Origin of the sequence: Streptomyces cyanogenus (assembly GCF_017526105.1) — a bacterium.
GTDB classification, from domain to species: domain Bacteria; phylum Actinomycetota; class Actinomycetes; order Streptomycetales; family Streptomycetaceae; genus Streptomyces; species Streptomyces cyanogenus.
Genome location: NZ_CP071839.1, coordinates 317,290 through 329,399, shown reverse-complemented (window position 1 = coordinate 329,399; position 12,110 = coordinate 317,290). Strand labels below are relative to the sequence as shown.

The window sequence follows — 12,110 nt, the reverse complement described above, 5'->3', positions numbered from 1 at the left end:
CGGCGACGTCATCGACAACCTCGGTCATGACGTCTCCGGCTCGTAGAAACCGCGGATGTGAGCGACGACCAGCTCGGCGGCACGGTCGGGCTCGCCCGCGTCCAGCGCGTCGACGATCGACTGGTGTTCGGCCAGCAGACGCGCGAGCATCGTTCCTCGATCGGCCACCGCGGCGAGCGCGTCGAGCAGGTAGCCGGCGATGCAGTCGCGCAACACACCGATGACGAACCCCAGCGCCTGATTACCACCGGCATAGGCGAGCTGCACGTGGAAGTCCACGTCAGCGGCGTGGAAGGTGTGGATGTCGGCGTTGTCCACCGCTGCCGCCATGGTCAGCAGACAGGACCGGGCCGCCTCCGGCACGGACGTGGTCTGCCGTATCGCCTCCGCCTCCAGCAGGGTGCGCAGCGCCACCAGGTCGGCCAGCGGGATCGCGCCGACCTGCAGCGCCGTGCTCAAGGCCAGGCCCGCCGCGCCCGCCGTGCGCTCGTGGGTGACGCGCGGGCGCGCGGTGGAAACGGTATCCGCTCCGCTGATCAGACCGTGCGCCTGCAACACCCGCAGCGCCTCGCGGATGGTGGACCGCCCGACACCGAAGGACTGGGCGAGTTCGGTTTCCGTGGGCAGCTCGGTGTCGGCGGGGAACGTGCCGTCGAGGATGGCCGCCCGCAGGCGCTGAGCCACCTCCAGACTCAGGGGCACGCGCGAGACCGGTGAGATCGTCATGGCCGCACCCTAGTCCTTGTCTGTTTGTCGGACAAGCAGCTAGGGTGCTTCTCGCTGGGCCCAGGACACAGAGGGCCACTCCCTCAAGGACGCGGAAGTCAGGTGTCGCCATGACCGAGAAGCTCCAGCTCGACCCGGCCAGGACCGCGATCGTGCTCATCGAGTACCAGAACGAGTTCACCAGCGTCGGAGGCGTACTGCACGAGGCGGTCGCCGACGTCATGCGGCGCACCGGCATGCTCGCCAACACCGTCGCCCTGGTCGACGCCGCCCGGCGGGCCGGAGTGTCGATCATGCACGCGCCGATCACGTTCGCGGAAGGCTACGGCGAGCTGACCCGGCACCCGTACGGCATCCTCAAAGGCGTCGTCGACGGGAAGGCGTTCGTCAAGGGCACGTGGGGCGCCTCCATCGTCGACGAGCTCACGCCGGCGAACGGGGACATCGTCATCGAGGGCAAGCGCGGGCTCGACACCTTCGCCAGCACCAACCTCGATTTCATCCTGCGCAGCAAGGGCATCGACACGATCGTCCTCGGCGGCTTCCTCACCAACTGCTGCGTGGAGTCGACCATGCGCACCGGTTACGAGCACGGCTTCCGGGTGATCACCCTGACCGACTGCGTCGCCGCCACCTCGCAGGAGGAGCACGACAACGCCATCTCCTACGACTTCCCGATGTTCTCGCTGCCGAGGACCTCTGCCGACGTCATCGCCGCCCTGTAGTCCACCTGCCGTTGCGTCGCAAGCCGGGAGACCCACCGGCGCTCACCCTCCAGGCGGTGCGGTGGTGGCCGCGCCGGGGAGCTCCGAAGCGGTGCAGCTCCACTCGGCGGTGTCCACGGCGCAGGCGCCGTGATGGGTCCACGGTTCGGCGCATTCGAGGGCTTTTCAGGTCGGGACTGCGACTGGACACCGCCCCGGGCTCTGACTGAGGCGTGGGTTACCCAGGGCATCGCCCGCCACTTGACGCCGTTGTCGACCGGCTGGTCGGCCGCATTCCCGAACTGTGGGCGAGACAGTCGCACCCACGAGTAGACCGACCGGACCCGTCAGCCACCACCACGCGACACTGCAACACCAGGGCCTCTTGTCACTCGCTGGACTCGACAACCGCGAGCTACCAAGAGGCCCTTCCTTCATGCCTCCGCACCGGACGACTCACCTTGAAGGGCTAGGTCAGCCGACCTTGAGGAGGCCGGCGTCGACGACCTTGCGGCCGAAGGGGCTCGCGAGTTCGGCGAGGCGTTCGCAGTCGGCGTCACCCAGCGCGGTGTAGGCGGGAAGGCTCAGGCGGTCGGTGCGGTCCTCGATGTGCTGGCGCAGGCGTACGCCTTCCGGGCTGAGGGCATCGCCGTCGAGGAGACCTCGCGAGCGCAGGCGCTCGGCGGTGTCGGCCCACTCGTCCTCGGGCCATGCGCGGCTCGCCTTGAGGAAGTCGACGGGAACCTCACCAGTGGCAGCGTGCAGAATCAGGGACTCCAGGCCCCCTACGCCCTCGCTCAGCAAGCACGCGACATGGCCGTCTCCACGGAATTCCCGAAGCAATGTCTGGGCGTGCCACAGTTGCAGTACCGGTTCCTCCGGCCAGGGCAGCGCGGCATGTGCGGCGAACAGCGGGCGGCCCTGCACGTGCTCGCAGGCTGCCTCGGCGGCCCTGCGGGTCAACGCCACGACCTCGTCCAAGGCGGGGAGTTCGTGGATCCCCGCCCGTCGCAGAGCCTCGCTCGCGCCGGCGTGCCGCGCGTCCAGCACCTGCTGCGGCGTCGCCGCATCCCAGGCCCCTTCGACCGCCTTCCGTACGAAATCGGGGTTGAAGTTGTAGAAGGTCGAGATCACCAGATCGGCAGATGCTCGGCCGAAGGCGGCGCCCCGGGAGGCGAAGTACCCGGCGCGTCCGCTGAGTCCGAGGTCCGCGTACCGTCGCCTTGCCTCGGGGGCGAAGTAGATCATCGCGTGTACGGGCTCTAGCCGGCGCCAGGCTGCTCGCGCTGTCTTCACAAGGTCACCTCTTCTGAGAGTCGACAGACGTGGTACTCGCTGTGGTTCCGTGCTCGCCGTGCGCTCGCAGATGTTCGAGCAGCAGGCGGCTCAGCGTCTCGGGCGCTTCCTCAGGGACCCAGTGGCTGACGCCCTCCAGGATTTCGAAACGGTACGGCCCGTTGACCCACCGCCCCGTCTCCTGCGCGGCGACTGGGCCGAACGCACTGTCCTCCGTGCTCCAGACGTACAGCGTCGGTACGTCGATGAAGCCGATCGCGTCGTCGGGGCGGCCGGCCCTGTACCAGTTCAGCGCCGCGGTGAGAGCGCCCGGCTGGGACAGGTGCCGCACATAGGCCTCGGCACTGTCCTGCGGGATCTTTCCGGCGTAGGTGGCGCGAAGCTCCTCGGCATCGCCCGCGAGCATGCGCTCTTCGGTAGCGGGCGCTTCGCGCCAGTCGATCATGTAGCGCGATCTCTCCCGCTGGTCCGGGTCGGTGCGCAGGGTGGTGGCCAGTGCGCCGGGGTGCGGGGTGGAAACAACCGTCAGAGTACGTACGCGGCCGGGGTGGGCATCGGCGGTCCACCACGCCACCGCGCCTCCCCAGTCATGGCCGACCAGGTCGAAAGCCGCCCAGCCCAGTTCCTCTGTGATTGCGACGACATCCTCGACCAAGAGGCCGATGCGGTAGGCCTCGGGCCGCTCGGGCCGGGCTCTGGGGGAGTACCCGCGCTGGTCGGGTGCCACCACCCGGTAGCCGTGCTTCGCCAACGCCGCGATCTGCCGTCGCCACACGAGCCCGGTCTGCGGGAAACCGTGCAGCAGCAGCACGGGGCGGCCCTCGGGCGGACCCGCCACGATCGCGTCGAACACGCCCGCAGCAGTGGAGATGCTCAGCTCGGTCATGCGTTCCGACCCTTCGTACCGACTGGTCGGTCAGCCTTCAGCCGTGGAGGTGGATTGTCAAGGTGAGGGTGTGCGCATCCCCGGCCGTCCCCGGCAGTCGCAGCCGTGCGCCGCACGAGGAGACACGATTGAACTTGACGCCGACTTCAACTATAAACGGCCGGGAGGATGGCTCCCGTCCTCCGCACGGGCCGCGGCGCCTGTCGGCGCGCCTCACGGTGCTCCGGATTCCAGCCCCGAAGCTCCCGGACGAATGCCGACAGGGGAAGAAGTGAGGCGACATGAGGGAAGCAGTCATCGTTTCGACGGCGAGGACGCCGATCGGGAAGGCGTACCGCGGTGCGTTCAACGACACCCAGGCGCAGGAACTCGCCGCCCACGCCCTCTCGCACGCAGTGCAGCGCGCCGGGCTGGAGGGGGGTGAGGTCGAGGATGTGATCTTGGGCTGCGCCCTGCAGCAGGGGTCCTCCGGTGGCAACGTCGCCCGCCAGGCCGCCCTCCGTGCCGGTCTTCCGGACACCGTGTCCGGGATGACGATCGACCGGCAGTGTTCGTCGGGCCTGATGGCGATTGCGACGGCCGCCAAGCAGATCGTCGGCGACGGCATGCAGGTCGTCGTCGGCGGTGGTGTCGAGTCGATCTCCTTGGTGCAGAACGACCGGATGAACACCCACCGCATGGCGGATCCCTGGCTGGCCGAGCACAAGCCGAGCATCTACATGCCGATGTTGCACACGGCGGAGATCGTCGCCGAACGTTACGGCGTGAGCCGGGAACGCCAGGACGAGTTCGCGCTGGTGTCCCAGCAGCGCACCGCAGCGGCGCAGGAAGCCGGGCGGTTCGACCAGGAGATCGTCCCGCTCGCCAGTGTCAAGAAGGTCCTGGACAAGCAGTCCGGGGAGGTGCGGGACGAGGCCGTGACCCTGACCCGGGACGAGGGCAACCGCCCGTCGACCGCCCTCCAGGGCCTGGCAGCACTGGCGCCGGTGCTGCCGGACGGTCAGGTGACCGCGCGGTCGAGCGTGACGGCGGGCAACTCCTCGCAGTTGTCGGACGGGGCCTCGGCATCGGTGTTGATGGAGTCGAGGGAAGCCGAGCGCCGCGGACTGGAGCCGCTGGGCGTGTACCGGGGTATGGCCGTAGCGGGTTGCGGGCCGGACGAAATGGGGATCGGTCCGGTGTTCGCCATTCCGAAGCTGCTGAAGCAGCACGACCTCACCATCGACGACATCGGCCTGTGGGAACTCAACGAGGCGTTCGCGTCCCAGGCGCTGTACTGCCGCGACGAACTGGGCATCGACCCGGAGCGGTTCAACGTCAACGGCGGTGGTATCTCGGTCGGCCATCCGTACGGAATGACCGGCGCCCGCCTGGTGGGGCACGCCCTGATCGAGGGCAAGCGTCGCGGCGTCCGGTATGTGGTGATCTCGATGTGTGTCGGTGGCGGAATGGGCGCAGCCGGGCTGTTCGAGGTCGCCTGAGGTCCGCGTCCCGGCCGGGCGCCGGCCGTGAAGTCGGCGGAACTGCCGTTGGCCGATGGGAAGTCGGCCGCGAGAGAGGGTGTGACAACTGTGTCCAGCGTGACGGAAAAGGCCCGAACCGCGGTCCTCGTGGACTTCGGCGGGGTCATCACTTCCAGTGTGTTGCGGGCGTTCACCGACTTCGGCGCCTCGCTCGGCGGTGACCCCCGCCTGCCACTGGACCTCCTCAGCCGGGACCAGGCATCACGCACCCTCCTGGCCGACCACGAGTCCGGCCGCATCGACGCGGAAGCCTTCGAGCGAGGGTTCGCCGAGCGTCTCCGTGCCCACGGTGCCGATGTACGGGCGGAGGGGCTCACCGCCCGGATGCAGGCGGGGATGACGATCGACCAGGACATGCTCGCCCTGCTCGGTGATCTGCGCGCCGCCCGGTATCCCGTTGCGGTGGTGTCCAATTCCTTCGGAACCGGAACCTACGACGGCGTCGACCTCGCCGCTGTGGCCGACGCGGTCGTCATCTCCGGGGAGGTCGGGATCCGCAAGCCTTCCCGGCGGATCTACGCGATTGCCTGTGAACGCCTCGGTGTCACCCCCGAGGAGGCAGTCATGATCGACGATCTGCAGCAGAACCTCGACGGAGCGGCACGGATCGGAGTCGGGGGCGTGCTGCACACCAGTGCCCCCGACACCCGCCGCCAACTCGCCGAACGCTTCAGGATCACCGTCTGACCGATCGACGGATCGACCCGTCGCGGGAGGTCCCGTCATGCGCCCCGGACCGACACCGCGAGCAGGTCGAGCGACAGCGGACCTCCGCTCGATCCGAGGACTTGAACCAACGCCCACGTCAAGTCGGCTGACTGACGGTGGGATCCGCACCGAATCACCTGCTCAGTTCCCCGGAAGGCACCGCCCATGGTCAGTGTTCTCGACCCGGTCTGCCGCCACGCGGCTGCGACTCCCCACACCATCGCGCTGCGCGGCGGCGCGGATCAGTGGACCTACCGGCAGCTGCGCGACGCGAGCGTTCGCTACGCGGGCGCCCTGACCGCCGCGGGCCTGACGCCCGGGGACCGGGTGCTGCTGGCCGCACCGTCGGTGCCCGAGTTCGTGGTGGCCTACCTCGGAATACAGGCCGCGGGATGCGTCGTGGTGCCGGTCAACACGATGTCCACCCGTGCCGAGGCCGAGTACGTTCTCGGCGACGCCGGGTGCTCCCTGACGATCGCATGGCACACCCTGGGCCCCGCCGTCGCGGAGGCCGCCTCGGCGCTCGAGGTGCCCTCTTGGACGCTGTCGCCGGGCGCGATGGTCACCGGGACCGCCCCCAGCCGCGTCGTGGACCGGGACCGCGACGAGACCGCAGCCATTCTGTACACCTCGGGTACGACAGGGCGGCCGAAGGGTGCCCAGCTCACGATCGGAAACCTGTTGTCCGCAGGGGAGATCGGCGCGGAGTGCAGCCGCGCATCGAGCTCCGACCGTACGGGCACCGGACTCCCGCTGTTCCACGTGTTCGGGCAGGCGGCGGTCATGATGGCGACGTTGACCGCGGGCGGTTCCATGTCGTTGCTGGCCCGATTCGACCCGGTGACGATGCTGGAGATGCTGCGTCGCGACCGGCTGACCATCATGGCCGGCGTACCGACCATGTGGAACGCGATGCTGCACGCTGCGGGCGATGCGAACCCGGCGGACTTCGCCCAACTCCGTGTCGCCGTCTCCGGTGGCGCGTCGCTGCCCGGAGAGATCGCCCGGGCCTTCGAGGCCCGCTTCGGATGCACCATCCTCGAAGGCTACGGACTCACCGAGACCACCGCGTTCGGCACCTTCAACGACCTCGACCGCGGTGGCAAGACCGGGTACACCGGCCGGGCGGTCCCGGGGATGCAGCTCCAGGTGCGCGACATCGAGGGCAACGAGTGCCCGCCGGGCACCGTCGGCGAGGTCCACATCAAGGGACCCACGGTGATGCGCGGCTACTGGAACCGCCCCGCGGACACCGCCGCGGCAGTCTCGCCCGACGGCTGGTTCCGGACCGGCGACCTGGGCGAAACCGACACAGACGGCGACCTGCGCATCGTCGACAGGATCAAGGACCTGATCATCCGGGGCGGCTACAACGTCTACCCCGGTGAGGTCGAGGAAGTTCTCTACGTGCACCCGGACATCATCGAGGCGGCCGTGATCGGCGTTCCCGACGACCACTACGGCGAGGAGGTCGCCGCACTCGTCGCCACTCGGCCCGGTTCCGATCTCAGTGCCGCGGAGGTGTCGGACTGGACACGAGAGCGACTGTCCGCCTACAAGATCCCGCGCATCATCCGGTTCGTCGACGCGCTGCCCAAGGGCCCGAGCGGGAAGATCCTGAAGCGTTCCATCGACCGTACGGGGCTGACCCGCGACCCCGCGCTGGGTGACGTACCCGTTCGCCGGCACTGACCGTCATGAGGCCGGCGTCGGATTCACGTATTCTTTCGAGGATGGACACCACTGCGCCCGAGGACAGCGAGAAGGCACCTCCGGTGGCGCCCCCCGTACCGCTTCGCGAGCCGCCGGCGACGACGCGCGGAGCACGGACACGCGCCGCATTGGTGAAGGCCGCGCGCAAGGTGTTCGAGCGGGACGGCTACCTCGACGCCCGCCTGGCCGACATCACCAAAGAGGCCCGATGCGCGTCGGGGTCCTTCTACACCTACTTCGCCAACAAGGAAGAGGTGCTTGCCGCCGTCCTCCTGGAGGCGCAGGAGGACATGCTGCACCCCGGCATGGGCCGGGTGGAGGGAACCGACGATCCCTATGCGGTACTCGAGGCGAGCAATCGGGCCTATCTCAAGGCGTACCGCCGGAACGCCAAGCTGATGGGACTGCTTGAGCAGGTCGCACAAGTGGAGCCGGAGTTCCGGGAGTTCCGAAGCCGCCGCTCGGATGCGTTCATTCGCCGTAACGCCCGCGGCATCGCGGACCTGCAGGCGCGGGGTGTCGCAGACCGTGAGGTCGATCCGATGATGGCCTCCCGGGCGCTCTCGAGCATGGTCAGCGCCATGGCCTACAGCGCCTTCGTGCTCGGGGACAGGCAAGAAGAAGGTACGCCAGTGGATTTCGAGGAACTCGTGTCCACGGTCACCCGGCTCTGGGCGAACGCCCTGCGGTTCCCCGGCCACCGCTGATCCGTCCATGGCGCCTACCGGCGGAGCGCCGCCGACGAAGGCCGGGCGGCCCTGATCCCGGCGCCGGGGACCGGCTGCAGGCGTTCATCCTGGCCAGACCTCTGCCGTGTGGTGACCCACGGCTGATACGTCGGGCTGGCAGTGGATGCAGCCGCTGGTGCCGCCGGCCAGCAGACGGCGGGCTTCGTCTTGCTTGACGGGCCGGCGTCGCTTGCCCGCCACTGGCAGGTACCCCGGTGCACCTGCACCGGTGGCCGGCCGACACCAGCCGCTCGATGTCCGGCGGCAAGGAGTGGAACGTATTCTCCATTCTGGGTTCAAGATCGATGCCGCCCCACTCCTGAGGTGGGCACAACCGACCGTGGTGCATGTGCGCTGGCCGATCTCTCGCCGGCCGTGCAGGCTCTGCTGGCCTCGAACGAGTCGATTGTCCCGATATCAGTGAGGTGAGGTTCCGCCCTGGGCACGTCGGTAGCATGTCGTCATGCCCTATTCGCCGATGCCGCTCCGACTGGATACCGCTCGGATGACGTTGCGTCAGTGGACCGAGCCCGACATCGACGCCCATCGCGTGCTCGTCGCCGAACGGGGTGGTGGGATGCCGTCGTTCGAGGACAACCGGCGGATGATCGAGGATCAGCGGGCTGCGTCCGCACTGACAGGGATTGCGCTGATGCCCGTCATCCGCCGCGATGTGGGCGACTTCATCGGATATTGCGGGCTCACTGTCGGTCGGGCTTCCGTTGACGAGCCGGAGATCGCCTATGAGCTGTTCCGGCGCGTGCACGGACAGGGCTATGCCACCGAGGCTGCGTCCGCGGTGCTCGATGCGGCGATCGCGACTGGGCGGAAACGACTCTGGGCGACGGTACGTCCCTGGAACGCGCCGTCGTTTCGCGTCCTCGAAAAGCTTGGGTTCGAGCGCGACCACGTCTCGACCGACGAGAGTGGCGAACTGGTGTGGCTCACACGCTCGCTGCCGTAGGGCGCATTTCGCTCGATGCGAGCGGGGAAGTAGCCGCGGCGGGCCGCATCACCCCAGACCGAGACCAGGTCGGCTGGGATGGGTCAGGAGGCTGCTGCGGCCTGCTGGCGGGCTTTGGTGTGGGCGAGGCGGTCCACGATGGCTGCGCAGAGCCTGGGGCCGGTGAAGGTCCTGGTCTCCTCACGCTCCGTCAGAACCTGGGACAGTAGCTCGTCAATACAGAGGAGATCGCCCCGTCCGTAGCGGGCGATGGTCTTGGTCACAGCAGCTTCTCGTCGGCGGCCTCCACGAGTTCGTTGACCAGTTTGGTGGCCTCGTACTTGGCCTGCCGGGTCGATGGCGGGGTTCACGTCGAACTCGAAGGTGCGCAGTGCCTTCTCCCGGGGAAGCCCGCGGCTTTGATCCGGCGTTCGGAGCGGCGGCGGTTGCGGTCCTCGCACTCGGCCATCAGCAGCTCGGCCAGGAAACCCGCGGTAGGTCATCTGGTCGCGGGCCGCGGCGTCGGCGAGTTCGGAGAACTGGCCGCGCATGGTGGGCAGCCGCAGGTTGCGGCAGGCGGCGTCGATGGCCGCGTCGGCAGCCGGTTCGGTCATGCCGCAGTGGCGGGTGACACTCATGGCCGGACTCCATTTTACAACGGCTGACAAGAAGAGGTGGATCGCTCCTGACAGCCGTAGTCGGGCGAGAGTCGGGCGTTCGGTCTGGCGTGGGGGCGTCACCGTGGATCATCTCGGATGAGCTGTGGACCGCCTGGAGCCGCTGCTGCCGCAGCGTGAGCGCCGCTTCCGTCGTCCGGGCCGCACGCCGTTGCCGTACGTACCCCGTTCGCGATCCTGCTGACCGGCGGCAACCGCAACGGCGTCACCCACTGCTGCCCCTGCGACGCGATCCGGTGGGCGTAGCCTTCCGCTGGGTCTCCAGAGGGTTCGGCTGCTTGGACAGGTCCTACGATGTACGGATCACGTCTCATCCGATCCCCAAATCCCGCCAGACGTGAGACAGTTCAGGCCGGAGACGGCGAGGAGGATGCGAAGAATGTCGACGTGGAACGGATTCGGCACCACGTATCGGGGCTTCAGCTACCCGAATCGTGACGGCAGCCACCACGCCACCCAGTGGGCCGTGCTGCTTTTTCTGCCGGTGATCCCCTTGCGTCGGCATCGCCTGACCGTCGGCGACTCGTCCTACACACAGTACGGGAACGGCAGTACTTCGGTCACCCACTACGCGGTGCACGAGGAGACGCCGCTCGTCGGCGGGGAGATACTGCGCACATATCTGACCTGGTGGGTCATCGGCCCGCTGATCGTTTTCGGGCCCCCCGCACTGGCGCTGTGGCTCTTCGGCGACACCAACGGATTCATGACCTATTTCCTCCTCCTGGCCAGCTGCGTCGCCTGGTGCATCTGGGTGGGCGCGGCTATGGAGAAGCGCAACCGCAGGGAGCGCGCGCTGCCTCCGGGGTAGCCACTCCCGTTCCCCCACACGCCGGCCTCAGTCCAGTCCCGCAGGCGTCGCCAGCAGGTCATGCCCGAGCCGAATCCCAGCTCCTTCGGGAGGCACTCCCACTGGATGCCGGTGTGCAGCCCGCACAGCACATCCCGGTCCGGTAACGCCTTGCGGCCGGGATACCGGCGACTGTGCCACCGGGAGCCAGGGCGGTCCTTTCGCATGCAGGCTCGAAACCCCTGACGGCGGCACGAAGCCGCACACGGATCGACGGAGGCCCACCCATGGCGAAGGCGTGGGACAGTTCCGGGCCCCAGCCCCAGGTCCAGGACCGCGGCGAGTACGCCACCATCTGCGAGGCCGAGCGGGTCACCCGCGCGGTGCTGGCCACCCCGGGCGCCCACCTGGTCGGCGCCGGACGCAAGGAACTCGCCGAACACCTCTCGCCGCAGTACCGGCCGCTGCTGTCGGACCCGCTGCCCGCAACCCGACTGCCCTCAGGAATTCGTCGAGGCCGTCGCCCTCTCATCGAAGACACCACGCCCGAGACGGCCCGCTGGGATACCGGTGCCGTCCTCAGCACGCTCGCGGAGGCCGCGGGCGATGACCTGCTGCACCGCACCTCACCCACCTGCCTCCCGGCGACGCGCTACTGTTCGGCCGCGCCGAACTGGACGAACCCGGCGAGGAACATCCAGCACCGGGAACCCACCGTCGCGGCCCAGCGCGCTGCCGGCGGAAAGTCACGGTGCTGCGAACGGGTACGCGTCGTGTCGTTTCGGGGGTATTCGTGGGCTACGATCCGTGTTGCTCAGGGCGAGGGTGGCGGTGTGGACCTAGGCCGTGTCCGGTGAATCGTTCGGCACGTGGCTAACCTTCTGCCGTGGACCTCTACTTCGATCCGGTGCCTCTGCTCGACGATGCGCGCGGAGCGTTCCTGGGGCAGTGGTCGGAGCGGAAGTGGCTCAACGTGCCCGGACCGTTCTACGGGGCCGAAACCGATAACTGTGGCACGGGCCGTATCCACGCCCCAGAGCTCGTGCTCTACGAGGCCGACTACTTCACCGAGTACGTGTACCGGCAGCCCCGAACGCCGGAGGAGCTTCAGCAGCTGGTCGATGCAGCGGAGGCTGAGGCCTTCTCCGGCTACGGCTGTGACTGTGACACTCACTGGACGCCGGCAGCGGTCCGGGAATGGTGGCGCGATCGAGGGCGGATCAGGGAGTATCTGGCGAATCGGCGCGCCGACTGGGAGGCCGACGACGCGAAGGCAGGGCAAGGTGTGGCCGCCGCTGCCTTGAAGTACGCCGCCTACCTCGACGGCGAGCTGGCATCGCACCTGCGCGTCTATCTCTTCTGGCTTGAGGAGCGACGTTCTCCCACAGTTGCGGACCGACTGCCGCAGCTCTGACG

At 68.5% G+C, this 12,110-nt stretch carries 13 protein-coding genes and 2 pseudogenes; 9 read left to right on the top strand and 6 right to left on the bottom strand.

What is annotated here, in order from left to right; genetic code table 11:
- Positions 1-24 precede the first annotated feature (24 nt).
- Positions 25-726 (bottom strand): FadR/GntR family transcriptional regulator, encoded by a 702-nt coding sequence (locus S1361_RS01395; protein ID WP_208030019.1) that lies wholly within the window; start codon positions 724-726, stop codon positions 25-27.
- A 110-nt stretch (positions 727-836) separates the two neighbouring features.
- Between S1361_RS01395 and S1361_RS01390 the strand changes: the two genes are divergently transcribed.
- Positions 837-1,451, top strand: a complete 615-nt coding sequence (locus S1361_RS01390) for a cysteine hydrolase family protein (protein WP_208030018.1) — start codon at positions 837-839, stop codon at positions 1,449-1,451.
- 453 nt (positions 1,452-1,904) lie between these two features.
- Here S1361_RS01390 and S1361_RS01385 read toward each other — a convergent pair whose 3' ends face one another.
- Both S1361_RS01385 and S1361_RS01380 read right to left on the bottom strand, forming a co-directional pair.
- Positions 1,905-2,726 (bottom strand): SCO6745 family protein, encoded by an 822-nt coding sequence (locus tag S1361_RS01385; RefSeq protein WP_208030017.1) that lies wholly within the window; start codon positions 2,724-2,726, stop codon positions 1,905-1,907.
- A 4-nt stretch (positions 2,727-2,730) separates the two neighbouring features.
- A complete protein-coding gene (locus S1361_RS01380; RefSeq protein WP_208030016.1) occupies positions 2,731-3,612 on the bottom strand; it encodes an alpha/beta fold hydrolase in 882 nt (293 codons plus the stop codon).
- 281 nt (positions 3,613-3,893) lie between these two features.
- Here S1361_RS01380 and S1361_RS01375 point away from each other — a divergent pair, with 281 nt between their 5' ends.
- From S1361_RS01375 to S1361_RS01360, 4 genes are all read left to right on the top strand, one after another.
- A complete protein-coding gene (locus S1361_RS01375; RefSeq protein WP_208030015.1) occupies positions 3,894-5,093 on the top strand; it encodes an acetyl-CoA C-acyltransferase in 1,200 nt (399 codons plus the stop codon).
- A 99-nt stretch (positions 5,094-5,192) separates the two neighbouring features.
- On the top strand, positions 5,193-5,822 hold the full coding sequence (locus S1361_RS01370) for an HAD family hydrolase (RefSeq protein ID WP_243769022.1): 630 nt from the start codon (positions 5,193-5,195) through the stop codon (positions 5,820-5,822).
- 186 nt (positions 5,823-6,008) lie between these two features.
- Positions 6,009-7,535 carry a class I adenylate-forming enzyme family protein gene (locus S1361_RS01365; protein WP_208030013.1) on the top strand — a complete coding sequence of 509 codons (1,527 nt, stop codon included), beginning with the start codon at positions 6,009-6,011 and terminating at the stop codon, positions 7,533-7,535.
- A gap of 41 nt (positions 7,536-7,576) precedes the next feature.
- Positions 7,577-8,263, top strand: a complete 687-nt coding sequence (locus S1361_RS01360; RefSeq protein ID WP_208030012.1) for a TetR/AcrR family transcriptional regulator — start codon at positions 7,577-7,579, stop codon at positions 8,261-8,263.
- An 84-nt stretch (positions 8,264-8,347) separates the two neighbouring features.
- Here S1361_RS01360 and S1361_RS38845 read toward each other — a convergent pair whose 3' ends face one another.
- On the bottom strand, positions 8,348-8,485 hold the full coding sequence (locus tag S1361_RS38845) for a DUF6233 domain-containing protein (protein ID WP_243769021.1): 138 nt from the start codon (positions 8,483-8,485) through the stop codon (positions 8,348-8,350).
- A 262-nt stretch (positions 8,486-8,747) separates the two neighbouring features.
- Here S1361_RS38845 and S1361_RS01355 point away from each other — a divergent pair, with 262 nt between their 5' ends.
- On the top strand, positions 8,748-9,248 hold the full coding sequence (locus S1361_RS01355; RefSeq protein WP_208030011.1) for a GNAT family N-acetyltransferase: 501 nt from the start codon (positions 8,748-8,750) through the stop codon (positions 9,246-9,248).
- An 83-nt stretch (positions 9,249-9,331) separates the two neighbouring features.
- Here S1361_RS01355 and S1361_RS01350 read toward each other — a convergent pair.
- Positions 9,332-9,865: pseudogene (locus S1361_RS01350) on the bottom strand (ATP-binding protein).
- Between the two features lie 418 nt (positions 9,866-10,283).
- On the opposite strand from S1361_RS01350, the gene S1361_RS01345 reads away from it, so the two are divergent.
- The gene (locus S1361_RS01345; RefSeq protein WP_208036968.1) at positions 10,284-10,715 is read left to right on the top strand and encodes a hypothetical protein; all 432 of its coding nucleotides are present in this window, start codon (positions 10,284-10,286) and stop codon (positions 10,713-10,715) included.
- Positions 10,716-10,729: 14 nt separating this feature from the next.
- On the opposite strand, the pseudogene S1361_RS40190 reads toward S1361_RS01345, so the two are convergent.
- Positions 10,730-10,921: pseudogene (locus S1361_RS40190) on the bottom strand (transposase); the annotation flags it as partial.
- Between the two features lie 60 nt (positions 10,922-10,981).
- Between S1361_RS40190 and S1361_RS38840 the strand changes: the two are divergent.
- Both S1361_RS38840 and S1361_RS01330 read left to right on the top strand, forming a co-directional pair.
- Positions 10,982-11,551, top strand: coding sequence for a DUF2267 domain-containing protein (locus S1361_RS38840; protein WP_341829279.1), 570 nt, complete (start codon positions 10,982-10,984; stop codon positions 11,549-11,551).
- 29 nt (positions 11,552-11,580) lie between these two features.
- Positions 11,581-12,108 carry a ferredoxin gene (locus tag S1361_RS01330; protein ID WP_208030010.1) on the top strand — a complete coding sequence of 176 codons (528 nt, stop codon included), beginning with the start codon at positions 11,581-11,583 and terminating at the stop codon, positions 12,106-12,108.
- Positions 12,109-12,110 lie beyond the last annotated feature (2 nt).